Raw genomic sequence first — 26255 nt, 5'->3', positions numbered from 1 at the left:
CGGACTACTGCTCGCGCTTATCCAGGCGCGAGAGCACGGCGACCATCATCCTCTCGATGTCGCCGCGGATGATGTTCGTCCCGAGCAGGCCGGGTACGTAGAAGTTGGGAATCATGCGGCCGCTGTAGACCACCCGCGTGCCGCCCGTTTCCGGCACCGGCTGCAGCTCCCAGCGCGACTCGTAGTGCTTCATATCGCCCGAAATGAGCGCGATGTCGATGGCCGACATGGGCTGCTCGGTGGCGCGCACGATCAGGTGGATGGACTTGGACATGAACAGGAAGCGCGCCGTGCCGAACTGCTCGATGATGACCTCATTGCCATTGCGCGAGAGCACGCGGCAGGACTGCAGGTCGGGCACGAATTCGTCCATCTTGTCATAGCTGGTCAACACCTTCCAGACACTGGCCGGCGACGCCTGCACGGTGCCGCTGGCGCCCACTTCATACATATGAAGGGCGTCCAGATTCACGCGGTTTACCGACACTTCCAGTTTGGGCGGGTCCAGCCTTGTTGCCTGCGCCGGGCTGGGGGCGGGTGCGACTAAACCAAAAAGCAATAACAAGAGTAGAGGCTTCATTCTCCCAGCGTAAGGGAACTGGTGGCAGAATACAAGCGCCGCACGCCTCCACTGTTAGCCAGCGCACAGAACGATACCGACAAACCATGACCACCAACTACCCCCACCTGCTTGCCCCTCTCGACCTGGGCTTCACCACCCTGCGCAACCGCGTCATCATGGGCTCCATGCATACCGGCCTTGAGGACCGCTTCTTCAACTACGGCAAGCTGGCCGCCTTCTACCGCGAACGCGCCAAGGGTGGGGTAGGGCTGATCGTCACGGGCGGCATCTCGCCCAACCGCCAGGGCTGGCTGCTGCCCTTCGGCGGCACCATGAACTTTATCGGCGATGTGCTGAACCACCGCCGCGTCACCAGCGCCGTGCACGAAGAGGGCGGAAAAATCCTGATGCAGATCCTGCACGCGGGACGCTATGGTTACCAGCCGCTGGTGGTGTCCGCCTCCGGCAAGAAATCGCCGATCTCGCCCTTCAAGCCGCGCGCCCTGACGGAAGCGGGCATCGAAGCGACCATCCGCGACTATGTGCGCTGCGCGCGTCTGGCGCAGAAGGCCGGCTACGACGGCGTGGAAGTGATGGGCAGCGAAGGCTATCTGCTGAATCAATTCCTGTGCGCCCGCACCAATCTGCGCACCGACGGCTGGGGCGGCAGCATCGAAAACCGCATGCGCCTGCCGGTGGAAATCGTGCGCCGCATCCGCGCCGCTGTGGGAACGAACTTCATCATCATGTACCGCCACTCCTTGCTCGATCTGGTGGAAGGCGGAAATACATGGGAAGAGGTGGTGGCGGTTGCCAAGGCCTTGCAGCAGGCCGGCGCCACCATCCTGAATACCGGCATCGGCTGGCATGAAGCACGCGTGCCCACCATCGTCACCTCGGTGCCGCGCGCCGCTTTCGCCAGCGTGGCGGGACGGCTGCGCAAGGAAGTCACCATTCCCGTGGTGGCCTCGAACCGCATCAATATGCCGGGCGAGGCGGAAGACATCCTGGTCCGCGGCGACGCCGATATGGTCTCGATGGCGCGCCCTTTCCTGGCCGATCCCGAGCTGGTGAACAAGGCCGCTCAAGGCCGCGCCGACGAAATCAACACCTGCATCGGCTGCAACCAGGCCTGCCTCGACCACACCTTCCAGAACAAGCGCGCCAGCTGCCTGGTCAACCCGCGCGCCTGCCACGAGACGGAGCTGGTCTACACCCGCAAAGCCGCGCCGCGCAAAGTCGCGGTGGTGGGCGCCGGGCCGGCCGGCATGTCGGCGGCGACGGTGGCGGCCGACTGCGGCCATGACGTCACCCTGTTCGATGCCAGCGACAGCGTGGGCGGCCAGTTCAAGGTCGCCATGCAAATCCCGGGCAAGGAAGAATTCGCGGAGACTCTGCGCTACTTCCGCCGCAAGATCGAACTCAGTGGCGTGAAAGTGAAACTGGGCCGGCGCGTCACGCGCGACGAACTGCTGGCGGGCGGCTATGACGACGTCATCGTCGCCACCGGCATCCAGGTACGCAAGCCGGCGATTGAAGGCATCGAACATCCGAAAGTGCTGTCCTACCTCGACGTCCTGCGCGACAAGAAACCGGTCGGCAAGCGCGTCGCCATCATCGGCGCGGGCGGCATCGGCTTCGACGTCGGCGAATACCTGCTGCACAATCCGGCGCACGAACTGCCGCTGGCCGTCCCCCACTGGACGGCGGAATGGGGCGTCGACCTGCAAGCGCGCAGCGGCGGCGGCCTGGTGCCGCCCGTGGCCGAAGAACCGGTACGCCAGCTCTATCTGCTGCAGCGCAAAACCAGCAAACCCGGCGCCGGCTTGGGCAAGACCTCCGGCTGGGTCCACCGCGCGGTATTGGCGCGCAACGGCGTCGTCATGCTCGCCGGCGTGCAGTACAACAAGATCGACGACCATGGCCTGCACATCACGGTTGGCGGCGAAGAGCGCCTGCTCGCCGTCGACAATGTCGTGATCTGCGCCGGCCAGCTCAGCCTGGCCGACCTGATGCCCGAAGCGCCTATGGCGAATGGTCCGCGCTTCCACAAAATCGGCGGCGCCTCCCTGGCTGCCGAGCTCGATGCCAAACGCGCCATCAAAGAAGGCGCCGAACTCGCCGCCAGCCTCTAAGCCAAGCGCCTTTGCGCCAAAGTTTGCGCCAAATCAAACAATGTCCAACCCTGGTGTCAGGCACCGGAGTAGGACATTCTTTGATCTAAATCAGCAAATGTCCGACCGTGGTGCCTGACACCAGGGTTGGACATTGTTTGAGGTAGATCAATGGTGGGTGGTGTGGAACTCGTGGAGGATGTGGGCGCTCATGCCCTTGGCTAATTCCTGCTCGCCGATGAAGACTTGGCCGGCGCGTTCGCGTTTCAGCAATTCGGCTTCTTCGTCGCTATGGGTGCGGACGACGGTGCGGATATTCGGATTCAGCGCGCGCGCGGTTTCGATCATGGCGCGTACGTGGAAGGTGTCCGGCGTGGCGATCACCAGCATGCGCGCGCGCGCGATGTGCGCCTGGATCAGCACCGCCGGTTCGCCGGCATTGCCCGCCACTGCGGGAACGCCTTGCTGGCGCAACTGGTCGACGACCTCGCGGTTCTGCTCCGCTACGACGAAGTGGATGCCTTGCGCGGTCAGCGTTTCGGCGATGCGTCGTCCAACGCGGCCATAGCCGACCAGTACCACCTGGTCGGCCAGCTTGGTGGATGCGGTACTCATCGGCAGCTCGGCCAGCGGGTCGGCGCTGCGATCGAATTTGGCGGCCAGCCCTTTGTCCTTGCCGAACCAGCGCTCCAGCGGCCCGGTGATGGCGAAGACTACGGGATTGAGCGCGATGGAGATGATGGCGCCCGCCAGGATCAGGCTTTGCCCTTCCTGCGGCATCAGCCCCAGCGCCATGCCCAGCGCGGCCAGGATGAAGGAGAACTCGCCGATCTGCGCCAGGCTGGCCGAGACCATCAGCGCGGTCTTGGCCGGATAGCGCAGCAGCAGCACCAGCAGGAAGGCCGCCAGCGATTTGCCGAAGACGATGATGGCCACCACCGCCAGCACCTGCAAGGGTTTCTGCATCAGGATGGCCGGGTCGAACAGCATGCCGACCGAAACGAAGAACAGCACGGCAAACGCATCGCGCAGCGGCAGCGATTCTTCGGCCGCGCGGTGGCTCAGTTCCGATTCGCGCAGCACCATGCCGGCGAAGAAGGCGCCCAGCGCGAAGGAGATGCCGAATAATTTGGTGGCCGCATAGGCGATGCCCAGCGCGGCGGCGATCACGCACAGGGTGAACAGCTCGCGCGAACCGGTGCGCGCCACCTGCCACAGAATCCAGGGGAAGAGTTTGCGTCCCACCAGCAGCATGAAGGCGATGAAGGCGCCGACCTGGCCCAGGGTGATGGCCATGGTTGTCAGCAGGCTGGTTTCAGCCTGCCCGGGCAGGGGCGTGCCGCCCAGCGAACCGGCCAGCGGCGGCAGCAGCACCAGTACCAGCACCGTCACCAGATCTTCCACCACCAGCCAGCCGACCGCGATGCGGCCATTGAAGGAATCGAGGATGCCGCGTTCTTCCAGCGCCCGCAGCAGCACCACCGTGCTCGCCACCGACAGCGCCAGGCCGAAGACCAGGCCACCGCCTATGCTCCAGTCCCAATACCACGCCAGCCCCATGCCCATGACCGTCGCCGCCGTGATCTGCAGCAGCGCGCCGGGCAGGGCCACCCGTCTGACTTCCCATAAATCGTCCAGTGAAAAATGCAGACCGACGCCGAACATCATCAGCATCACGCCGATTTCGGCCAGCTGGCCAGCCAGCTCCGCATCGGCCACCATGCCGGGCGTGGCGGGGCCGAGCAGTATGCCGGCGGCCAGATAGCCGACCAGGGCCGGCAGCTTCAAGCGGGTCGCAATAAAGCCGAACACCAGGCCAAATCCCAGCGCGGCGGCGATCGTGGTAATCAGGGGGACGTCATGGGGCATGCAGGGTGGGTTCCTTCCATATTCGTTGCGGATGGCGGACGCCAGCCGCAAAGAGTATAAACCGGGAAGGAAAAATGCCCGATTTTTTTGCTGAGCCCGTGTCCACCTTGGTGCCTGGCACCAAGGTGGACACGGACTCAGCCGTGGAGCGGGATTACAGCTTGCGCACGACGACGCTGCCGATCGAGTAGCCGGCGCCGAAGGAGCAGATGACGCCGTGCGCGCCCGCCGGCATATCGTCCTGGTATTTGTGGAAGGCGATGATGGAACCGGCCGAGGAGGTGTTGGCATAGGTGTCCAGAATCACCGGCGCTTCCTGCGGCTCGGCGTCGCGGCCCAGGATCATGCGCGAGATCAGCTGGTTCATGTTCAGGTTGGCCTGGTGCAGCCAGTAGCGCTGCACCTGCGCGATTTCCAGGCCGGCGTTGGCGACGGCGTTCTTGATCGTCTCGGCGGCCATCGGGCATACTTCCTTGAACACCTTGCGGCCCTGCTGGCGGAACAGCTTGTCGGCCTGGCCGATGCCGCTTTCGTCGAAGCGGTTCATAAAGCCGAAGTTGTTGCGGATATTGTTGGAGAAGGCGGTCTTCAGCTTGGTGTCGAGGATCGCGAACTGGTGCTTGGAGACGGCGCTGTCGGCCGCTTCGATCACGATGGCGGTGCAGGCATCGCCGAAGATGAAGTGGCTGTCGCGGTCGCGCCAGTTCAGGTGGCCGCTGGTGATTTCGGGATTGAGCACCAGCACGGCGCGCGCCTGGCCGCTTTGCACGGCGGCGACGGCGGTCTGGATGCCGAAGGTGGCCGAGGAGCAGGCCACGTTCATGTCGAAACCATAACCCTCGATGCCCAGGGCCTGCTGCACCTCGACCGCCATGGCCGGGTAAGCGCGCTGCATATTCGAGCAGGCCACCAGTACCATATCGATGTCGGCCGGCGTGCGGCCAGCGCGGTCGAGCGCCTGCTGCGCCGCTTTCACGCAGATCTCGGCCTGCACCGACAGCTCCTCATCGGCACGCTCGGGGATGCGCGGCACCATGCGCCGCGGATCGAGGATGCCTTCCTTTTCCATCACGAAGCGGGCCTTGATGCCGGAAGCCTTTTCGATAAAGGCGACGCTGGATGGTTCCAGCGCGGCGACGCTGCCGTCCGCGATGGCGCCGGCATTGTCGGCATTGAACTGCTCAACATAAGCGTTGAAGCAGGTGACCAGTTCTTCGTTGGAGATGGAGTAGGGAGGAGTAAAGAGGCCGGTACCGCTGATGACGGCTTGTTTCATGATTAAGCTTTCAGATCTGGTAATGGGCGAGAGCCCAGCAATGGGGCTGATTTTACCCCAAAGCGCCCATGAAAAACGGCGCCCCGAGGGCGCCGTCTAATTGTTCAGCCGTGCTTAAAGACTGTTTATATAAACAGTATGACTCATTTTTTCGCCTTGCCTTTGGGCGGCAGGTCGGCCTGCACCAGCTTCGATTCGCCTTTCGCCAGTTGCACCGGCAGGCCTTTCAGATGGTTCAGCGCCTGGCGCAGCTGAAAGTCTTCCGTTCCGCCGTATTCCAGCGGCTTGCGCTTCTTCTCCAACGCCAGGATGCGGATCTGCTCTTCCATTTCATCGCGCTTGGCCTTGCCGCTTTCCTGCTCGCGGTCATTGGACAGATGCTTTTCCAGATCGGCTTCGCGCATGCGCAGGCTGTTCAAGCCGTCGCCGTCCTCGTTCTCGTCCACCGCCAGATCGGGCACGATGCCCTTGGCCTGGATCGAGCGGCCGTTCGGCGTGTAATAGCGCGCCGTGGTCAGCTTGACGGCCGTGTCGGCGCTCAGTTGGCGGATGGTCTGCACCGAACCCTTGCCGAAGGTCTGGCTGCCGATGATGGTGGCGCGCTTGTAATCCTGCAGTGCGCCGGCCACGATCTCGGAGGCGGAGGCGGAACCGGTGTTGACCAGCACTACCAGCGGCACCTGCTTCACCGCTTCCGGCAGTTTGGCCAGCGCGTCGCCGTCGCTGCGCAGGCTGTAATACTCGGCGCGGCCGTAGAAGGTCTGTTTCGAGTCGGGCAGCTGGCCATTGGTGGAAACGATGGCCGTGTCCTTGGGCAGGAAGGCCGCCGCCACGCCGATGGCGCCTTGCAGCACGCCGCCCGGATCGTTGCGCAGGTCGAGCACCATGCCTTTCAGATTCGGGTCTTGCCGATACAGATCGCTGATCTTGCTCGCCAGGTCGTCGACCGTCGGCTCCTGGAACTGCGCCACGCGCAGCCAGGCGTAGCCCGATTCGACAATCTTGCCCTTCACGCTCTTCTGATGGATTTCTTCGCGCACGATATTGAACACCAGCGGCTGCGGCTCATCCTTGCGCAGAATGGTCAGCGTGACCTTGGTATGCGGTTCGCCGCGCATCTTCTTGATCGATTCGTCCAGGCTCAAGCCCTTGACCGGCGTCGAGTCGAGGCGGGTGATCAGGTCGCCCGCCTTGATGCCGGCGCGGTAGGCCGGCGAATCCTCGATGGGCGACACGATGCGGATATAACCATCGTCGCTCTGGCCGATCTCGATGCCCAGGCCGACGAACTTGCCCTGCGAGCCTTCGCGCAGCTCGGCGTAAGCCTTCTTGTCGAGATAAGCGGAGTGCGGATCGAGCGAGGCGACCATGCCGGAGATGGCTTGGGTCAGCAACTGCTTGTCCTCGACCGGCTCGACATAATCGGATTTGATCAGGCCATACACATCGGCCAGCTGGCGCAGCTCATCGAGCGGAAGCACCGGCTCGCCGGGCTTTTGTGCCATCGCTGAAAACTGCATGGAGACGGCCATGCCGGCCACCATCCCGAACCCGATCAGCCCGGCGCTATTGAGTTTCTTGCTCATGTGTCACCTGTGTCGTGCGCAGCGGTCACGCGGCCGCCGGTAAATTCAGTATAAACCTGATTCTCAGCAAGCGTAGTAGCCCAAGTGTAATAAATCCTGCTTAAGCCACGCTTTACGCTAACACGATAGTCACCGGTCAATATTGCGATTTGTAAGCGCGCATATGGCGAAGATTTACGAGAGTAAGCATTTGTAAGAAAAGCGGAAAGCGCGCCAAGCTGGACCTACACTGAATCCGTAATTTCTCTCTACCCTGAAGTGGTTTTCCGCCTGCGTTCCCGCGCAGGCTTTTTTTTGCACGGAGCAAAAATGTCCTCTGTTTTCATTTTGAAAAGCTTGCGCGCCGGCGCGCTGGGATTGGCCCTGCTGGGCAGCGTGGCCCACGCCACACCCTTGATGGACATGCGCAGCGACGACCTGATCATGATGGCGGCTGAGCTGAAGAAAGCCCTGCAACTGAACGCCAACCAGCAAACCCTGTGGCAGCAGACCGAAAGCCGCAGCAAAACCCTGCTGCGCGAACGACAGGTGCGGCGCGAGCGCCTGCAAGCGACCACCCGCCAATCGCTCGACGGCAAGGATGTCGAACTGCGCGAACTCAGCAGTGCCATCGACAGCGAAGCCGCGACCGCCGCGGCTGAGGACAAGCAACTGCGCGAATGGTGGCTCCAGCTCAACGACGCCCTCGACGACAGCCAGCGCCGCGCCGTCGCCACCTTCCTCAGCGAACAGCTGCAGCGCCAAGCCGACGCCCCGCGTACTCCCGGCCCCAAAGCCGACAGCGGCGAGCACCGCAGCGGCCACCACCGCGACAGCCGCCCCGCCCGCCCCGGCAGCTGATACCACCACCCTTTGCGCCAAATCAAACAATGTCCAACCCTGGTGTCAGGCGGGGCCGCCGAGGCACCACGGTTAGACATTCCTTGATCTATCGCAAACAATGTCCGGCTCTGGTGCCTGACACCAAGGTCGGACATTGTTTGCGAAATGTCAAAGGAGCGGTTGTGTATCGAAAAGTAAAAATTGGTGCCTGGGCTGACTTGGCGTAGGGCGGGGCGCTTAAAATGCGGGCGCGGCAACCTTTTTTCCGAGCCAGCTTTCTGCCAGCCAGGCCGCACGGCGTCCTTTCTTGAGTATCCATGAGCAAATTGATCCCTTTTGCCTGCGCTGCGGTGTTGAGCGCGGCGACGGCACAGGCCCAGCAGCAGCCTGCCGATTCCACGCCCGCCGAGGCGCCTTCCGCTGCTTCTTCTCCGTCCAAGGGGAGCGTGAAGGCCGGTGCGCCGGCGACGGGGTCCGATGGTAAGGTGATGCCGCAGGTGACCGTCAGCGGCGGCCGCCAGAGCGATATGGATGAGCGCCGCAACTCGACCGCCGGCAAGCAGATCTACGGCCGCGAGGAGCTGGACCGCAATGGCGACACCAGCCTGGGCGATGTGCTCAAGCGCCTGCCGGGCGTGACCATCGGCGGCCGCCCCGGCCGCGGCGGCGATGTCCGCATGCGCGGCCTGGGCAATGGCTATACGCAGATTCTGCTGAACGGCGAACGTCCGCCGGCCGGTTTTTCGATGGAGTCGCTGTCGCCCGACCAGGTCGAGCGCATCGAGGTGATGCGCGGCCCGGTGGCCGAGCACAGCGCGCGCGCCATCGCCGGCACCATCAATATCGTGCTGCGCGACGGCTATCAGCAGCGCGATATCCAGGTCAAGCTGACCGACTCGATCGAGGAAGGCCTGCATTCGCCGAATCTGTCCGTGACCTTGCCGGGCAAGGCCGGTGCGCTCAGCTATACCCTGTCCGGCTCCATCGGCCAGCACCGTAGCCAGGACAAGGGCGGGCGCAGCATCAGCCGCGATATCCTCGACGACGGCACGGTGCAGCGCGAACAGCTGCTGCAGGATGAAAGCTCGGGCAATTCGAAGAACCTGCATTTCGCGCCGCGCGTCTCCTACAAATTCGAGAACGGCGACACGCTGAATATCCAGCCCTTCCTGATGGCCAGTCGCGGCGACACCGGCTCCAAAGGCACGCTGGAGCAGCCCATCGGCAAGGACGCCCCGGACTACAACGCCTTCACCCAGCAGGCCCATTCCAGCATGACCTTCCTGCGCGGCTTCGGCAACTGGATTCACAAGCTGCAGGGCGCGGCCAAGCTCGATGTGAAATTCGGTGGCGGCATCGGCAAGCGCAATAGCGATTCGCAGCGCACGGAATTCGATGGCAGCGGCAATCTGCTGGACCGCTTTACCGACACCGATTCCACGCGCGACCGCAACTTCAGCACCGGCGGCAAATACACCTCGCCGCTGGGCCAGGGTCATTTGCTGGCCGCCGGCTGGGATCTGGAAAGCAGTCACCGCGAACAGACCAAGGTGTCGGTGGACAAGGACGGCAAGCCGCAGTTCGCCGAATCCGGCGACAACCTGAACGCCGACACCCGCCGCGTCGCCTTCTTCGCCCAGGACGAGTGGGACATCACGCCGCAATGGGCCGTGTATATGGGCGCGCGCTGGGAAGGCATCCGCACCAGCAGCGAGCGTAGCAACGGCAGCGCCGGCAGCATCAGCAACACCAGCAAGGTATTCAGCCCGCTGCTGCACGGCGTGTGGCGCATTCCCGGTTTCGAAAAGGACCAGGTGCGCATGAGCCTCACCAAGAGCTACAAGTCGCCCAATGTGCAGGACCTGATCGCCGCGCCCACGCCATCGCGCGGCGTGAACCGTCCAGATCGTCCCGACCGCGTCGGCAATCCCGACCTGAAGCCGGAGCTGGCGACCGGCCTGGATATCGCGTATGAGCACTACCTGGGCCGCAACGGCATCGTCAGCGTCAGCGGTTTCGTGCGCGACATCGATAATCTGATCCGCCGCGAAGTCGCGCAAAAGCAGATGGCCGATGGCCTGCACTGGGTCTCCATGCCGACCAACGTCGGTCACGCGCGCACCAGTGGCATTGAGCTGGAGGCCAAATTCTCGCTTTCCGAGTTGATGGAAAACGCGCCGAATATCGACTTCCGCAGCAATTACAGCCGCTTCTGGTCGAAGGTGGACGGCATTCCTGGCCCGGACAACCGCCTCGACCAGCAAGCCAAGCAGACCGCCAATCTGGGCATGGATTACCGCATGAAGGATATCCCCCTGACCCTGGGCGGCAGCTTTAACTGGACGCCGTCGGTGCGCGTGCAAACCAGCCCGACGCAGACGGTGGATACGGGCAGCAAGCGCGTGCTCGATATGTACGCGCTGTGGAAGTTCGACGCCCGCACCCAGCTGCGCTTCTCGGCCTCGAACTTGCTAGCCGACGATTCGCTCGGTCATAATCTGATGTACGCTAAGGGCCTGTCCATTACCTCGGACTCGCTGAACCCCACCTACCGGGTGTGGAGCATCAAGCTGGAAACCAAGTTCTGATCGAACTGATCATATAAACAAGAGAGGATACAAGTGAAGAAAACCCATCTGCTGAGCACTCTGGCCTTGAGCGTCATGGCCGCTTTCTCCCACGCCGCCGACGTTCCGCAGTCCGGCATCGACACCCAGTACATCGACGCTAGCGTGCGCGCGCAAGATGACTTCTTCACCCACCTCAATGGCCAGTGGCTGAAAACCGCCGTGATCCCGGCCGACAAATCGAGCTGGGGTTCCTTCGCCAAGCTGCGCGACGACACCCTGCCGCAGCTGCGTGGCCTGATCGAAGAACTGAACACGAAAAAGCACAAGGCCGGCACCGAAGAGCAGAAGATCGCCGATCTGTACGCCAGCTATATGGATGAAGCGAAGCTGGAAAAAGCCGGCGTGCGTCCGCTGGCCGGTGAGTTCAGCCGCATCCGCAGCCTGAAGGACAAGAAAGGCTTGCCGGCGCTGATCGCCCACATGAACCAGATCGGCGTGGCTGCGCCTTACGGCTTCTTTGTCAGCCAGGATGCGCGCGAATCGACGCGTTACGCCGTCTACCTGTCGCAAAGCGGCCTGGGTCTGCCCGACCGCGACTACTATCTGAAAAAAGACGACGAGCGCCTGGCCGAAGTTCGCGTCAAATACGAAGCCCATATCGGCAAGATCCTGAGCCTGGCCGGCGTCAAGGACGCGCCAGCCAAGGCGAAGGCGATTCTGGCGCTGGAAACCGCGATGGCGGAAGTGCAATGGTCCAAGGTCGAGAACCGCGACCCGGTCAAGCGCTACAACAAGAAGAGCTTCGCCGAGCTGGCCGCGCTGGCGCCAGCCTATGACTGGAAAGGCGCGCTGGCCAGTACCGGCGTGTCGGGCAAGACCGATTATGTGATCGTCAGCCAGCCGAGCTATTTCACGGCGCTCGACAAGATCGTGCAGGACACCCCGCTGGCCACCTGGCAGGCCTACTTCGAATGGCAGCTGCTGCGCGACGCCGCGCCATACCTGTCCAAGGCTTTCGCCGAAGAGAACTTCGCCTTCTACGGCACCGTTATTTCCGGCACCAAGGAGCAGCCGCCACGCTGGAAGCGCGGCGTGAGCGTGGTGGAAGGCGCCATCGGCGAAGGCCTGGGCAAGCTGTATGTGGCCAAGTACTTCCCGGCCGAGCGCAAGGAGCGCATGGTGCATCTGGTGCAGAACCTGCTGGCGGCCTACAAGCAGAGCATCGACACGCTGGACTGGATGGGCGCGGAAACCAAACAGGAAGCCCAAACCAAGCTGTCCAAGTTCACCTACAAGATCGGCTACCCGAACAAATGGCGCGATTACTCGGCCCTGCAGTTCACCGCGGGCGACCTGGCCGGCAATATGCGCCGCGCCTCGCTGTTCTCCTTCCAGCGCAATCTGAACAAACTGGGCAAGCCGATCGACCGCGAAGAGTGGGGCATGACGCCGCAAACCGTGAACGCCTACTACCGTTCCACCACCAATGAAATCGTGTTCCCGGCCGCCATCCTGCAACCGCCGTTCTTCGACGCGCGCGCCGACGACGCGGTCAACTATGGCGCCATCGGTGCCGTGATCGGCCACGAAATCAGCCACGGCTTCGACGACAAGGGCAGCCAGTCCGACGGCGACGGCAATCTGCGCGACTGGTGGACGGCGGCGGACAAGGCCAACTTCAAGGCCAAGACCGACGCCCTGGTCAAACAGTACAGCGCCTACAGCCCGCTGCCCGGCTATAACGTGAATGGCGAGTTGACCCTGGGCGAGAACATCGCCGACAACTCCGGCGTCGCCGTCGCCTACAAGGCGTACAAGCTGTCGCTGAACGGCAAGCCGGCGCCGGTGATCGACGGCCTGACGGGCGAGCAGCGCTTCTTCATGGGCTTTGGCCAGGTATGGCGCAGCAAGATGCTGGAACCGCAGCAGATCATGCAGGTGAAAACCGATCCGCATTCGCCGGGCCAGTTCCGCGCCAACGGCACGGTGGTTAACCAGCCAGGTTTCTACGAAGCCTTCGGCGTGAAGGAAGGCGACAAGATGTACGTGGCGCCGGAGCAGCGCGTCATTATCTGGTAAGCGCATAAGCATTGAATTAAAACCGGCTTAACCGAGCTGGCCCTCTACAAAAAGACCACATCGCGTGGTCTTTTTGTTATTCATGCTTGCCGCCCTGTGCTAGAGTCGTCAGCTCGGCAAAAGTCCGAGCAAACCACTGTCTAAAACTAGAGGGGAAATATCAGTGAAACGACATCTGTTAAGTGCATTGACCTTGAGCCTGCTGGCTGGCGTATCCAGCCTGGCAGTTGCGGCGGAAGGCGCCACCAGCGCCGTTGCCGGCAAGGCTGCCGTCAGCGCGGCAAAAAACCTCGGCTCCGGCATCGATACCCAGTTCATCGATCCAGCCGTGCGTTCGCAGGACGACTTCTTTGTTCACCTGAACGGCAAATGGCTGTCCACCACCGAAATCCCGGCCGATAAATCGAGCTGGGGCACCTTCGCCAAGCTGCGCGACGATATCCAGCCGCAGCTGCGCGCCATCATCGAAGAAGCGGCCGCCAAGGCCAATGGCGCCGACGCCAAGCGCATCGGCGACTTCTACGCCAGCTTCATGGACGAAGCGCGCCTGGAACAGCTGGGCATCGCCCCGGTGAAGGCCGATCTGGACCGCATCGCCGCCATCAAGGACAAGAAAGAACTGCCGCTGCTGCTGGCCGCCGCCGTGCGCAATGGCGTGCATTCCCCGTTCGCCTTCGGCATCCACCAGGACAATAAGGATTCGACCAAGTATGTGGCCGACATCTTCCAGGATGGCCTGGGCATGCCCGACCGCGACTACTACCTGAAAGCCGACGACGCCAAACTGGCCGACACCCTGGCGAAATACGGCAAGCATGTGGAAGAGATGCTGGCCCTGGCCGGCGACGCCAAGGCTGCCGCTAACGCCAAGGCCATCGTGGCCTTCGAAACCGAGCTGGCGAAAATCCAGTGGACCAAGGTCGAACTGCGCGATCCGGTCAAGGCCTATAACAAGGTCGCCCTGAACAAGCTGCCGGAACTGATGGCCAACTTCGACTGGAACAGCTATCTGCAAGCCACCGGCATCGCCGGCAAGGTCGATTATGTGATCGTCAGCCAGCCGACCTATCTGAAAGCGCTGGACGGCCTGTTCGCCGCCACCCCGCTGGAAACCCTGAAGTCCTACTTCCAGTGGCAGACCGTGCGCGCCGCCGCGCCTTACCTGTCGAAATCCTTCGTCGACGCCAACTTCGCCTTCTACGGCACGGCCCTGAGCGGCGTGACCGAGAACCGTCCACGCTGGAAGCGCGGCGTGGAAGTGACCGAAGGCGCGCTGGGCGAAAGCATCGGCAAGATCTACGTCGAGCAGCACTTCCCGGCCGCCAACAAGGCGCGCATGGAAGAGCTGGTGAAGAACCTGCTGCTGGCCTACAAGCAAAGCATCAATAAGCTGGACTGGATGACCCCGGCCACCAAGAAAGAGGCGCAAGCCAAGCTGGCCAAGTTCACCACCAAGATCGGCTACCCGAACAAATGGCGCGACTACGCCGCGCTGAACGTGCAGCGCGACGACCTGCTGGGCAACGTCAAGCGTTCCAACGAGTTCGACTACAACAAGGAGCTGAACAAGCTCGGCAAGCCGATCGACCGCGACGAGTGGGGCATGACGCCGCAAACCGTCAACGCCTACTACAACCCGGAGATGAACGAGATCGTGTTCCCGGCCGCCATCCTGCAGCCGCCGTTCTTCGACGCGAATGCGGATGACGCCATGAACTACGGCGCCATCGGCGGCGTGATCGGCCACGAAATCAGCCACGGCTTCGACGACCAGGGCGCCCAGTACGACGGTGACGGCAATCTGCGCGACTGGTGGAGCGCCGCCGACCACAAGAACTTCAAGAAGAAGACGAGTGAGCTGGTCAAGCAGTACAGCGCCTTCACCCCGCTGCCAGGTTATAACGTCAACGGCGAGCTGACCCTGGGCGAGAACATTGCCGACAACTCCGGCGTGGCGATCGCCTACAAGGCTTACAAGCTGTCCCTGAAAGGCAAGAAAGCGCCGGTGATCGACGGCCTGACTGGCGACCAGCGCTTCTTCATGGGCTTCGCCCAAGTATGGCGCAGCAAGATGCGTGAACAAGCCCAGATCGTGCAGATCAAGACCGACCCGCACTCCCCTGGCAAGTACCGCGCCAACGGCACCATGCGCAACCAGCCCGGCTTCTACGATGCCTTCGGCGTGAAACCCGGCGACAAGATGTACCTGGCCCCGAAAGACCGCGTCATCATCTGGTAAGCCCACTGCCGAGCCCGTGTCCACCCTGGTGCCTGGCACCAGGGTGGACACGGGCTCAACTTGAAGGCGAAAAAAAAGGCTATGTAGCGGCTAAGTGTGGAAAGACACCGACCGAGGCCTTCAGCAAATCGAAGGGTGCGTTGATGCGGTTGGCATCAAGCGCCCATCGCCATCCAAGATAATTGGGAAGGTAGTGTGTTGCCACACCGTGGAAGCGGTCGAGCCATTGCCGACAGCGGCTATGGTAGGCATTGACGTTTTGAATGTGGATCGCGCCCCGGACTCGTTGCTTGGCGCGCAAATTGATCGACTCGTAGCTGAGGCCAGCATCACGGGCAAAAAAGCGGTATGCCGAATTGGAGTCCGTCACCAGCAACACATCCTTATCGAGTATCGGTAGCAGGCATTGACGCAGTTGAGCCTTGCTAACGGGGCCCCGGCCCGTGACGAAATTGCGCGTCTGACCAGTTCGGTCACGTACGACCAGCACGCAAACTTGTTCCTTTGACGTGCCACGCTGACTGGCAGCACCGCCACGCTTGCGAGGTGCGCGCGTTATATGCCGCGCCCCCTTTTCTGACTCCAGCAAATACATTTCATCGGCTTCAGCGATGCCATGCAGACGCTCCGGGCGGTCATTTTTTACCCAGGCGAGAAAACGATGGCGCCAACGGAAACTGGTATTACGGCTGATGGCAACAGCAATCGCCGCTTTGCGAATGGTGAGCGAGTCGAGTAAGCATTGCTGGTAGGACAACCACTTGTGCCGTAACCGCAGATGCGCCAACGGTGTGCCGGTTAAACAGTTGAAGGTCTTGCGGCAAACGCGGCAACGATAGCGCGGTAAGCCGTGTGCCTGGCCGTGTTTGTATAGCGTGCTTGCGCCACAATGCGGGCAATTTGAACACTTGGCACTCAAAACGGCAGCCAGCTCTCCCAGACCATCCGCCCTACCCAACTCACCTAATATCGCTGCGAGCGCTGCACGCTGCTTAGGAGACAGCATGTCCAGCTGATTAATGAGTACCTTAAAGTCCGCTTTCTTCATTGCAGCCCCCGGTCAGTCTCTTCGTACTTACTTGGGCCGACCAGGCTGCAAACAGTTCAACACTTAGCCGCTACATAGCCAAAAAAAACCGCTCGAATGAGCGGTTTTTTTATGCGGCGAAGATTTATTCTTTCTTTTCTTCGGCCGGGGCAGCGGCCGGTGCCGGCACTGCGGGTTCTTTCAGGCTGCCGCCGGATTTGTTGGCCATGAAGACCACGGCGCGGGCCACTTCCACATCGTCCAGATCCGGGTTGCCGCCTTTGGCAGGCATGGCGCGCAGACCTTCGATGGCGTGCTTGATGATGGTCGCTTCGCCTTGGGCCAGACGCGCGCTCCAGGAACCGTTGTCGCCCACTTTCGGGGCGCCGGCTGCGCCGCTGCCGTGGCAGGCCGCGCAAGTGGAGGTGTAGATCGCTTCGCCGGTCTGCAGCACTTTCGGCGCGTTGCTGTCTTTCAGGGTGTAGTCGATGTCGGCGACCGGTTTCAGGCGGGCGGCCAGTGCTTCGGAGGATTGGCTGTCGGAGCCGTGGCCCGTGAGTTTTTCCTGGGTCACGAACTGCACCAGCAGTGCAATCCCGATAACGGTGATGAGGAAGAAGCCTACCACGGCAGCAACGAGTTGCTTAGGCGTTCTGATAGCGGATTCGTGTTCGTTATGTGCGTCGCTCATGATTTCCTTAGTACAAAGATCGAAACTGGTGGCGGTTGGCGTTCTCGTTTTTGCACGTTGGCGCGCAATCCCTCGCCAAACCCGCGATTATAGACCCAAACTTACCACTATGGAACGTAAATGATTTGTTGACTTCGCTATAACGGCTGGTGTTAAATTGTCTTTATGACATTAAAATAATACAGCAGCTGCGGAGGCTGGCAAATGACGGATACGACGTTTGCAGTACGGCTGGAATCCTTCGGGACGCGTTTGGCGATTGTGGCCGATGACGGCTGCTTCTGGTCTTACGCCCAATTGGCCGCCGCCGCCGACCGCGCCGCCGCCGCCCTGCAAGGGCCGCGCCAGCTGGTTATTGTCGAGGCCGCCAACCGCATCGAATGCGTCTGCGCCTATCTGGCTTGCCTGCGCCGCAGCTGGCCCGTGGTGCTGGCCGAGCCCGGCTCCACCGCGCGCGATTCCCGTATTGCCGCTACCTTCCAGGCGGGCCTGGTATTCCGCGAGAGCGAGCATGGCGCCTGGGCGTTCCAAACTTTACCTGGGGCAAGAGAACCAGCGCTGCACCCCGAGCTTTGTCTCCTTCTGTCGACATCGGGCAGCACGGGCAGCCCCAAACTGGTCCGTTTGTCGCTGACAAATATCGAAAAAAATGCCCAAGCCATTGCTGAATATTTGGGCATTTTGAGCACGGACAAAGCTATCACGGCGCTACCGTTGTTTTATTCCTACGGGATGTCCGTACTCAATTCCCATCTGGCCGTGGGCGCCACTGTGCTGCTGAGCGAATACTCGGTGGCCCAGGACGAGTTCTGGCAGCGTTTCGAGGCCGAGGGCGCCACCTCGCTGGCTGGCGTGCCGTTCAGCTTCGATGTGCTGGAGCGGATCGGCTTTCGCCAGCGCCGCTATCCCGCCTTGCGCTACCTGACCCAGGCCGGCGGCCGCCTGCCGGCCGAGCGGGTGCTCGCTTACGCCGACTGGGCGCGCGAGCAGGGCAAGCAGATGTTCGTCATGTATGGCCAGACCGAGGCCGCGCCGCGCATGGCTTATGTGCCGCCGGCGCAATTGAGCGAAAACCCGGACTGCATCGGCGTGCCCGTGCCCGGCGGCGCTTTTGAACTGATCGAGGAAGACGGCCAGCCGGTGACGGCCGCCGACCAGCCGGGCGAACTGGTATACCGTGGCCCGAATGTGATGATGGGCTATGCCGAAAGCGCGGCCGATCTGGCGCGCGGCGCCGGTCCCGCCGAGCTGCGCACGGGCGATCTGGCCTGCCGCAAGGCCAACGGCAACTACTATATCGTGGGCCGCAAGAGCCGCTTCTCGAAAATCCTCGGCCTGCGCATCAGCCTCGATGAGATCGAGCGCTGGCTGGAACAGCGCGGCGTGTACGGCGCTGTGGGCGGCGACGACAAGCTGATCGCCGTCGCCATGGTGCAGCGTGAAGGCCGCGCGGAATTGAAACAGGCCTTGCTGGAACGCTTTGGCCTGCCCGCGTCGGCCGTCGAAGTCCGGGTGCTCGATCCGCTGCCCACGCTCCCCTCGGGCAAGGTGGACCACCGCGCCGTGCTGCGCCTGGTGCGCCAGGCGGCCGGTGAAGAGTTGCCGGAGGCGCCGCGCTCGCTGATCGAAGCCTATAGCGTGGTGCTGGGCGTGCAGGATGTGCGGCCCGAGGACAGCTTCCTCGATCTGGACGGCGACTCGGTCAGCTTCGTCGACATCTCGCTGCTGATCGAAAGCTATCTGGGCCATCTGCCGGAAAACTGGGAAGCGCGCTCGATCGCCGAACTGGAAGCGCTCAAGCAGCCCGTCGCAGCGGTGCAGGACGAGCATAGGCCGCGCCGCTTCGCCGTCGCCGCCATGGTCGCCTTCTCGCTGCTGGCCGTGGGCGAAGGCTCGCTGCAGATGCGCCATTACCTGAAGACCGGCCGTAGCGCTGCCTCCCTGCTGACCGGCAGCGGCGCCATGGCCTTCAACAAGGATTGGGGACTGACCACCTACCGCCCGCACTTCTCGCGCACGGTGCTGGCCAACGGCGGCCGCTTCGACGTCAACTCGCTCGGCTTCCGCAGCCCGGAAATCGACGCCGCGCCGCAAGCCAACGAGCTGCGCGTGGTGGTGGCGGGCGCCTCCACCGTGTCCGGCGCCTACGCCGCCACCAACCAGGACACCTTCCCCAGCCTGCTGGAGCAGCGCCTGCGCCAGCAGATGCCGAGCCGCCCGGTGAACGTGGTCAACGCCGGCATCGAGGGCTATACCCTGGACGATATCGAACGCCTGGTGGAACGCGCCCTGATCGGCCTGAAACCGGCCGCCGTGGTGATCTACCCCGGCTTCAACGATATGAGCGGCATCTGCCGCGCCGCCCGCAGCCACGAGAAACCGGCCCACGCGCCGCAGCCCTCCTTGCCACGCTGGATGTTGACGCGCGAGATCCTGTCCAAGAACACCGTCTCGCTGCGCGAGCCGCCGGTGCGCGCCACCGTGGTCGATCCCGCCCAGCACATGACGGACGGCTATGCCGCGCGGCTGGACGCCATCGTCAGCCGCCTGCAAAGCGCCGGCATCGTGCCGGTGCTGATGACGGTGGCGCGCGCCACCAAGCATGAGCAGCAGCCCGGCAGCGTGCAGCTGGCGCAGACCGCGCTGTTCTACAATCCCTGCCTCGATCTCTCTGGCCTGCTCAAGGCCAGCGCCATGTACAACCGCGCCATCGCCAATGTGGCGCGGCAGCGCCATACCGCGCTGGTCGACCTGGCCCGCGCCATGCCGGGCGGCCGCGATTACTTTGTCGACGGCGGCCACTTCACCGCGCGCGGCGAACGCTTCACCGCCGACTACCTGTTCCGCAGCATGTACAGCCACCCGGATCTGGCGCGCGGCCTGGGCATCCCGCAGCGCATGGAAGTGGCCAGCGGCGGCGCGTTCACCAGCAAAGACAAGTAAGGTCCGGCCGTGGAATTGACGGGCTTCGCCTATCTGGTGTTTTTCCTGCTGGTGCTGGCGGCCCACCACTATCTGCGCGCGCATGGCGGCTGGCAGAAAGCCATGCTCACCGCCGCCAGCTACTACTTCTACGCCACCGTCGATTGGCGCTTCATGGGCCTGCTGGCCGCCTTCACCGTCATCAACTACAGCGCCGGCGAAGTGGTGATGCGTGCGCGCAGCCTGGCCCTGCGCCGCGCTGCGGTGGCGGCGGCCATCGTCGCCAGCCTTGCCATGCTCGGCTACTTCAAATACCTGAACTTCTTCGCCGCCATGCTGAACAGCGTGGCCCACTGGATGGGGCAGGACGCGTTGCTGCCGCTGGTGAGTGTGCTGCTGCCGGTGGGGATTTCCTTCATGACCTTCCAGGCCATCAGCTATCCCATCGACCTGTATGCGGGGCGGCTGAAAAAGACCTGCAGCCTGGGCGACTTCGCCCTATTCATCGCCTTCTTCCCGCGCCTGCTGGCCGGGCCTATCGTCCCCGCCGCCTACTTCCTGCCGCAGCTGGAACAGCCGGTGCGCGTCACCGACGACCAGCGCTTCGAAGGCCTGGCCCTGGTGCTGCGCGGCGTGGTCAAGAAAGTGCTGCTGGCCGATACCCTGGGCAGCCATCTGGTCGATCCCGCGTTTGCCAATCCCGGCGTGTATTCCTCCGCCTTCCTCTGGCTCGCCATGTTCGGCTACAGCCTGCAAGCCTACCTGGACCTGAGCGGCTACACCGATATGGCCCTGGGGGCGGCGCGCATGCTGGGCTACCGGCTGCCGTCCAACTTCAACCGGCCCTACCTTGCCACCAGCGTCGCCAATTTCTGGCAGCGCTGGCATATCAGCATGTCCTCCTTCTTCCGCAACTACCTGTACACGCCCTTGTCGGCGGCATGGAACGCGCCGGCCTGGCTGAATCTGCTGATCGTGTTTGTCGCGATCGGCCTATGGCATGGCGCTGGATGGAATTTCGTGGTCTACGGCCTGCTGCACGGCAGCCTGGTGGCGCTGGAACACCTGCGCAGCGAAGCGCGCACCGCGCGCGGCTTGCCGGCGCCCGTCTACCGTGGCCTGCGGCTGGCGCTGCAAGTGACGCTGATCTTCAGCATCGTCTCGCTGACGCGCATCCTGTTCCGCAGCGAGAGCCTGGCGGTGGCCGGCTCCTACCTCGCCGCCATGGCGGGACCGCTGGACGGCCGCTTCCCCCTGTCGCTATCGGCCCTGCTGGCGCTGGCCGCCGCCGCCCTGCTGCATTTCACCCCGATGCGCTGGCGCGAGCAGCTGATGGCCGCCGTCAATCGCCAGCCCGCATGGGCTTTTGGCGCCAATTTTGCCGCGATTACCTACCTGAGCATCGTTTTCACGCGGGGCAACGGCGGTTTTATCTACTTCCAATTCTGAGCTGGCGGGGTATTTGATGCGATTTGTGCAATAATTTCCGCATTCTCATGGACGGCGGCGGCGAAAGCCGGTATCCTTCGTCTCACTTCCGACATCCCACCCGCGCGGCTGTAGCTCAGTGGATAGAGTATTGGCCTCCGAAGCCAAGGGTCGCTGGTTCGATCCCAGCCAGCCGCACCACTAATTCCCCATAAAATCAATTAATTAGATGCAGAACATTGCATCGTAGGGCATTATTCTGCTCAGTTTGGTACAGTCGCTGCCGAACGCTTTCCCCTCATGCCCATGCTGTCCCACCTGCGTAAGCGTTCTCGCTTGCGATCCGATTTTGCATCTTGCTGTTGCGTTTATTTCGGTTGTTTCGTAGGATTTGTTTACAATGGTTTTGAAGGGAATGTTAGCCTCCTCATCGGCACGAACCGTGCCGATGAGGAGGCTGGCTGCTGATCAGGTTTCAGAGGGAGATTTTAATGTCGGCTATCGTTGATCGCTTGGAGAGCAAGGAAGAAGTCGAGCTCGCAAAATCCGCGCAACGGTGCATCATCAGTGCGCTCGATCATTCGCGAGCTGTGAGCATTGCAATTGTCGAGGATGGTATTGAGACTTTAGATGGGGCGCCTATCCTTAAGTTGCCGCCAAAGGTCTTGCGGATGTTTGCAGATTTGCTGGGTTCGATGGCCCAGGGCAAGGCAGTCTCGGTGATTCCGAAGGAGCTTGATATTACGACTCAGGAGGCGGCCATGTTCTTGAATGTATCAAGGCCATACTTGGTTCGACTGCTGGAGTCAGGAAAGATTCCATATCATATGGTTGGGACGCATCGCAGGGTGACATTCGAAGATGTTGTTAAGTACAAAGAGACGCGACGTCAGAAAGCGCACGATGCAATGCAGGAACTGGCTGATCAAGCGCAGGAGCTTGAAATGGGCTATTGATGGCCGGGACTGCGCGCTATACAGCGGTATTGGACGCATGCGTATTGTATCCGGCACCGTTACGGGATCTATTGCTCAGTCTTGGCGCGGATGGCTTATACCGTCCTCGCTGGACGGAGAGCATTCAGCAGGAATGGATACGCAATCTCTTGGCCAAGCGGCCTGAGCTTGACCCGAAGAGGCTCGAGCGTACGGTGGAGTTAATGGCATCGGCTGTGGAGGACTGCCTCGTTGAGAATGCCGAGTCCATTGTCGATAGCCTGAAGTTGCCAGATCCGGATGATCGTCATGTCTTGGCTGCGGCAATTATTGGCCATGCGGATGCTATCGTAACTTTTAATATGAAGGATTTTCCAGAAGAGATTGCAAAACCTTATGGAATAGAAGTGCTTCATCCTGATGACTTCCTTGTTGCTCAGTATCACCTTGATCCGATCGGTTTTCTCAGCGTGGTAAAGGCACAGCGAGAGCGTTTGCGTAACCCGCCCAAGTCGGCAGAGGCTCACGTGGCGACGTTTGAACAACAAGGACTCCCGCAAATAAGCAAGCTGTTAAGAGATGCAATCGAACTGATCTGAGCAAGCGGGTCCGTGAAGCTGGTAGGTTCGTTCACAGATGCCGGCTAAGTCGGTAGCTCCACGCTGAAGGTGCACCCCCGCCCATCCAGCCCCCCGCTCAGGCGCACATTGCCCGCCAAGCGCGCCACGGCCTGCTTGACGATGGCCAGGCCCAGTCCCGACCCCGGGGTATCGTGACCGCCGCTGCCGCGATAGAAGCGTTCGAAGATCAATTCCTGTTCGGCCGTTGCGATGCCGGGGCCGTTGTCGGCCACCGCCAGTTGCAGGCCGCTGCCGTTGCGCGCCAGGCTGACCACGATGCGTCCGCCCTCCTGGGTGTAGTGCACGGCGTTGCGCAGCAGGTTTTGCAGAATGGCCTGGAAGGCCGGCACGTCGAGCGTGTGCGGCAGCGTGTCGGGCGCGTCGAGTTCCAGGTCGAGCTGGCGCGCCATGGCGGCGGGGGCGGCCAGGGCCAGTTCCTGGCGTGCCAGTTCGGCCACGTCGACCTTGCTGGCGCTGCGCGCGGTGCTGCCGTCGGCCTGCGCCATTTCCAGCAGCTGCGCGATCAGGTGCGAGGCGCGCGCGATCGCGTGGTCGAGGCGTTGTTCGGCGACGCGCCGCTGCGTTTCGTCGGGCGCGGCGGCCAGCGCGTGGGCCTGCACCGAGATCACGGCCAGCGGCGTGCGCAGTTCGTGCGCGGCGTCGTGGACGAAATTGTGTTCGCGTTCGATGCGCCGGCGCAGTTTGGCGAGCAATTGGTTGATCGCCTGGCCCAGCGGCAGCAGGTCGGCGTAGCTGGCGTTGAGGTCGAGCGGGGACAGCTCGTCCGGGCCGCGCGCGGCAATCCGTTTCGACAGCAGGTGCAGGGGACGCAGGCCGCGCGCCACGGCAATCCAGATCGGCAGCAGCACCAGCGGGAAGGCGATCAGCAAATCCTTGACCAGATCGCTGCCGACGCTGGTCAGCAGCCAGAAGGGCGCGGGCATCGGCATGGCCACGGTCAGAATCCAGCGCTCGGATTCGCCGCGGTAAACGCGGTAGCGCAAGCCGTGCATGACGGCGTTGCCGATCTGTCCATTCATGCCCTTGAGCCGCACCCCTTCCGCTTCCGGCGACAGGAACAGGCGTTCGCCGCTGCGCGCGTCGAGCTGCAGCAGCACGGCGCCGGGGACGTCGATGCTGTCGTAGTAGTCGTTGAGGATGATGGAGGTGGTGTTGGCGACGGCGCGCGCTTCATTGGCCGTGGTCAGGCCGCTGATGGAGCTCATCATGCTGGCGCTGAAATCGCGCAGTTCCTGGTCGTTGTGGCGCACATCGCGCGCCTTGACGAATTCGATGCCGAGAAATACCGACCACACCAGCACGAACGCGACCAGCAGGGCCATCACGATGCGCCGCGTGAGGGTCGGCCTGGCCCATGGCCGTCGCCGGTACATCACGCCTCCAGCATATAGCCGACGCCGCGCACGGTGCGGATGCGCTGGGCGCCGATCTTGCGCCGCAGATTGGAGACGTGCACTTCGATGGCGCCGAAATCGAGCGGATCGCCGAGCGGCTCCAGGCGCTGGGCCAGCGCGCCCTTGGGCACCACGGCGCCGGCTTCGCGCGCCAGTTCCAGCACCAGCTGGAATTCGCGCGGCGACAGGTCGAGCGCCACGCCGTCGAGCTGCACCAGGTGGGCGCGCGGCTCGATCTGCAAGGCGCCGATGCGCCACACTTCGGTGGCCTGCTGCGCGTAGCGGCGCCGCACGGCGCGGATGCGCGACATCAATTCGGCCGTGATGAAGGGTTTGACGATAAAGTCGTCGGCGCCGCCATCGAGGCCGGTGACGCGGTCTTCCAGCCCGGCGCGCGCGGTCAGGATGATGATGGGCACCGTGCAGCCGGCACTGCGCCATTGCTTGAGCAGTTGCAGGCCGCCGCCATCGGGCAGGCTCAGATCGAGCAGTACGCAGTCGTAGTCCTGCATGTCGCAAACCGGCGGCGCGTCGTTGATGCGGCGCCGCCATTCGCTGCTGACGCCATCGGCCTTCAGCGCTTGCTGCAAGGCCTGGCCCAGATCGAGGTCGTCTTCAATAATTAGGATATGCATGCGGAAAAGTATAAAGCCCGAACCTTAAGCTTTGCCAAAGGTGGCTCCTTTCAAGGCAATAGCAGTGCGCGCGCGGCGCTGGGGAAAGGCAAACCTTAATATTTTCTAAAGGTTGCGATGATAGTCTTATGCTAACTGAGGTGATGACGAGGAATGCTATGAGGCTTTTACGCTGCCTGCCCTTGCTGGCCCTGACCTGCTGCGCGCCGCTCCATGCGCAGCAAGGCACCGATGCCGGCGCGGGCGCGGTGCAAGTGGTCGAAATCAATGGCCTGAGCGATCCGGACGAACGCCGTTACCGCGATCTGGTGAAGGGCATGGCCTTCTTCGAGCAATACCATCATCTGGCGCCGCAAGCCACGCTGCGCTACCGTATTTTGCCGCGCCTGCCCAAGGTGGCGGCGCAAGGGACGGTGCTCACCCTGCGCGGCGCCAACGGCAGTACCGTGCTGCCGCTGGCGCCGGATATGAGTTTCACCGTGGAGCGTGATAGCAAGCTGTATGAGGAAAATGCGACGGTCAGCAGCAACCGCAAGGACCGCAGCTTTGCCTGGTTCCCCGAGGTGCGCACGCCGGGCTTGCCCGCCCACATGCGCCGTCTGGGCGATTTGCGCCTTGAGTGCGAGGTCAATCGCGGCGCCGACCTGGCGCGGGGATTGAAGACGCCAAGCTGGTATGCGCTGAACGCGGCCTCCGATTTGTGCCTGGACCGCAAGCAGGGCTGGTGGCTGTACGCGGAGCGTCCCGTCTTCAGCGCCACGCTGGTGCATGGCGCGCGGCGCCAGGTGCTGTTCTCCTCGCACTACTATGGCAGGCCCTTGCCGCCGCTGATTTTCTCCTTTTATGACTTTTATCCGCTGCTGATGGACCGCACGGTGTGGATCCATATCTCGGACGCCAGCTGGCCGGACGATACCTTGATCGAACTGGAATACATGGACGAGGCGCCGCTGGCCTCGGCCGCGCACTAGGACACCGTCATGCACCTGCGTTTTCACAGCGGCCTTGCCGCACTTGGTCTGCTGCTGCTGACCGCCTGCGCCAGCCCAACGCGCACCTCCACGGGTGTCAGCGTGACCGAGGCGCAGACCCGGCTCGTCGTCGGCCGGAGCAGCAAGGCGGAGGTGGCTGCCGCGCTGGGCCGGGCGGCGGTGACCAGCTTCCCCAGCGGCTATGAGGTCTGGGTCTATAACGACAAGCTGGAACTGCCGGCGCTGGTCAGCTTCGTGCCGCTGGTCGGATCGCTGGCAAGCGCCGTCGAGGTGACGGCGCAAAACCGCGAGCTGGTCATCCTGTTCGACCCGAGCGGCACGGTGCGCAAATACCAGATGCGCGTCGATGGCTCGCGGCTGGAAAAACTGGTCGGGCAATAAAGCGGCAAGGCGATGCGCCGCAGCGCGTGCGAGGCGTGAACAGGCGATCTGCAAGTCACCGCGCAAATCCGCTATAATGAGAATCGTTCTCA

Annotated in this window: 19 protein-coding genes and 1 tRNA gene; 12 read left to right on the top strand and 8 right to left on the bottom strand. The window is 62.6% G+C overall.

Features of this window, described 5'->3' with window-relative positions; translation table 11 throughout:
- Positions 1 to 4: 4 nt before the first annotated feature.
- Positions 5 to 580 (bottom strand): SRPBCC family protein, encoded by a 576-nt coding sequence (locus FHS03_RS00785; RefSeq protein WP_050410200.1) that lies wholly within the window; start codon positions 578 to 580, stop codon positions 5 to 7.
- 86 nt (positions 581 to 666) lie between these two features.
- Between FHS03_RS00785 and FHS03_RS00780 the strand changes: the two genes are divergently transcribed.
- Positions 667 to 2697, top strand: a complete 2031-nt coding sequence (locus tag FHS03_RS00780) for an NADPH-dependent 2,4-dienoyl-CoA reductase (protein WP_183439131.1) — start codon at positions 667 to 669, stop codon at positions 2695 to 2697.
- 147 nt (positions 2698 to 2844) lie between these two features.
- Here FHS03_RS00780 and FHS03_RS00775 read toward each other — a convergent pair whose 3' ends face one another.
- From FHS03_RS00775 to FHS03_RS00765, 3 genes are all read right to left on the bottom strand, one after another.
- Complete coding sequence (locus FHS03_RS00775) at positions 2845 to 4545, bottom strand: cation:proton antiporter domain-containing protein (protein ID WP_183439130.1); 1701 nt, start codon at positions 4543 to 4545, stop codon at positions 2845 to 2847.
- A 154-nt stretch (positions 4546 to 4699) separates the two neighbouring features.
- Positions 4700 to 5821, bottom strand: a complete 1122-nt coding sequence (locus tag FHS03_RS00770; protein WP_183439129.1) for a beta-ketoacyl-ACP synthase III — start codon at positions 5819 to 5821, stop codon at positions 4700 to 4702.
- Positions 5822 to 5964: 143 nt separating this feature from the next.
- The gene (locus FHS03_RS00765) at positions 5965 to 7407 is read right to left on the bottom strand and encodes a S41 family peptidase (RefSeq protein ID WP_183439128.1); all 1443 of its coding nucleotides are present in this window, start codon (positions 7405 to 7407) and stop codon (positions 5965 to 5967) included.
- 309 nt (positions 7408 to 7716) lie between these two features.
- Between FHS03_RS00765 and FHS03_RS00760 the strand changes: the two genes are divergently transcribed.
- The 4 genes from FHS03_RS00760 (at position 7717) to FHS03_RS00745 (ending at position 15117) form a co-directional block, all read left to right on the top strand.
- Positions 7717 to 8247, top strand: coding sequence for a hypothetical protein (locus FHS03_RS00760; RefSeq protein WP_183439127.1), 531 nt, complete (start codon positions 7717 to 7719; stop codon positions 8245 to 8247).
- Between the two features lie 299 nt (positions 8248 to 8546).
- Positions 8547 to 10817: a TonB-dependent receptor plug domain-containing protein gene (locus FHS03_RS00755; RefSeq protein ID WP_183439126.1), complete on the top strand. Its 2271-nt coding sequence runs from the start codon at positions 8547 to 8549 to the stop codon at positions 10815 to 10817.
- A 75-nt stretch (positions 10818 to 10892) separates the two neighbouring features.
- Positions 10893 to 12878: a M13 family metallopeptidase gene (locus FHS03_RS00750; protein ID WP_183439547.1), complete on the top strand. Its 1986-nt coding sequence runs from the start codon at positions 10893 to 10895 to the stop codon at positions 12876 to 12878.
- Between the two features lie 163 nt (positions 12879 to 13041).
- Positions 13042 to 15117 (top strand): M13 family metallopeptidase, encoded by a 2076-nt coding sequence (locus tag FHS03_RS00745; protein ID WP_183439125.1) that lies wholly within the window; start codon positions 13042 to 13044, stop codon positions 15115 to 15117.
- A gap of 79 nt (positions 15118 to 15196) precedes the next feature.
- On the opposite strand, the gene FHS03_RS00740 is transcribed toward FHS03_RS00745, so the two are convergent.
- Both FHS03_RS00740 and FHS03_RS00735 read right to left on the bottom strand, forming a co-directional pair.
- Positions 15197 to 16165, bottom strand: coding sequence for an IS1595 family transposase (locus FHS03_RS00740; protein WP_183439124.1), 969 nt, complete (start codon positions 16163 to 16165; stop codon positions 15197 to 15199).
- 124 nt (positions 16166 to 16289) lie between these two features.
- Positions 16290 to 16835, bottom strand: a complete 546-nt coding sequence (locus tag FHS03_RS00735; protein ID WP_183439123.1) for a c-type cytochrome — start codon at positions 16833 to 16835, stop codon at positions 16290 to 16292.
- Positions 16836 to 17039: 204 nt separating this feature from the next.
- Here FHS03_RS00735 and FHS03_RS00730 point away from each other — a divergent pair, with 204 nt between their 5' ends.
- From FHS03_RS00730 to FHS03_RS00710, 5 genes are all read left to right on the top strand, one after another.
- Positions 17040 to 19778, top strand: coding sequence for an AMP-binding protein (locus FHS03_RS00730; protein WP_183439122.1), 2739 nt, complete (start codon positions 17040 to 17042; stop codon positions 19776 to 19778).
- A gap of 9 nt (positions 19779 to 19787) precedes the next feature.
- Positions 19788 to 21206, top strand: a complete 1419-nt coding sequence (locus tag FHS03_RS00725) for an MBOAT family O-acyltransferase (RefSeq protein WP_183439121.1) — start codon at positions 19788 to 19790, stop codon at positions 21204 to 21206.
- 104 nt (positions 21207 to 21310) lie between these two features.
- Positions 21311 to 21386 (top strand) — tRNA-Arg (locus tag FHS03_RS00720).
- 290 nt (positions 21387 to 21676) lie between these two features.
- Positions 21677 to 22141: a helix-turn-helix domain-containing protein gene (locus FHS03_RS00715; protein WP_183439120.1), complete on the top strand. Its 465-nt coding sequence runs from the start codon at positions 21677 to 21679 to the stop codon at positions 22139 to 22141.
- Positions 22141 to 22719, top strand: coding sequence for a PIN domain-containing protein (locus FHS03_RS00710; protein ID WP_183439119.1), 579 nt, complete (start codon positions 22141 to 22143; stop codon positions 22717 to 22719). Before FHS03_RS00715 ends, FHS03_RS00710 begins: the two co-directional genes overlap by 1 nt.
- 44 nt (positions 22720 to 22763) lie before the next feature.
- On the opposite strand, the gene FHS03_RS00705 is transcribed toward FHS03_RS00710, so the two are convergent.
- A complete protein-coding gene (locus tag FHS03_RS00705) occupies positions 22764 to 24134 on the bottom strand; it encodes a sensor histidine kinase (RefSeq protein ID WP_183439118.1) in 1371 nt (456 codons plus the stop codon).
- Entirely contained in the window at positions 24134 to 24790 is a 657-nt protein-coding gene (locus FHS03_RS00700) for a response regulator (RefSeq protein WP_183439117.1), read from the bottom strand. The genes FHS03_RS00705 and FHS03_RS00700 overlap by 1 nt, the downstream gene beginning before the upstream one ends.
- A 158-nt stretch (positions 24791 to 24948) precedes the next feature.
- Here FHS03_RS00700 and FHS03_RS00695 point away from each other — a divergent pair, with 158 nt between their 5' ends.
- Both FHS03_RS00695 and FHS03_RS00690 read left to right on the top strand, forming a co-directional pair.
- Complete coding sequence (locus FHS03_RS00695) at positions 24949 to 25761, top strand: hypothetical protein (RefSeq protein ID WP_183439116.1); 813 nt, start codon at positions 24949 to 24951, stop codon at positions 25759 to 25761.
- A gap of 9 nt (positions 25762 to 25770) precedes the next feature.
- On the top strand, positions 25771 to 26163 hold the full coding sequence (locus tag FHS03_RS00690; RefSeq protein WP_183439115.1) for a hypothetical protein: 393 nt from the start codon (positions 25771 to 25773) through the stop codon (positions 26161 to 26163).
- Positions 26164 to 26255 lie beyond the last annotated feature (92 nt).

Origin of the sequence: Pseudoduganella violacea (genome assembly GCF_014191875.1) — a bacterium.
Taxonomy (GTDB): domain Bacteria; phylum Pseudomonadota; class Gammaproteobacteria; order Burkholderiales; family Burkholderiaceae_D; genus Rugamonas; species Rugamonas violacea_A.
Note: the sequence above shows the minus strand (reverse complement) of the source record. Positions and strands in the feature narration are given on the sequence as shown.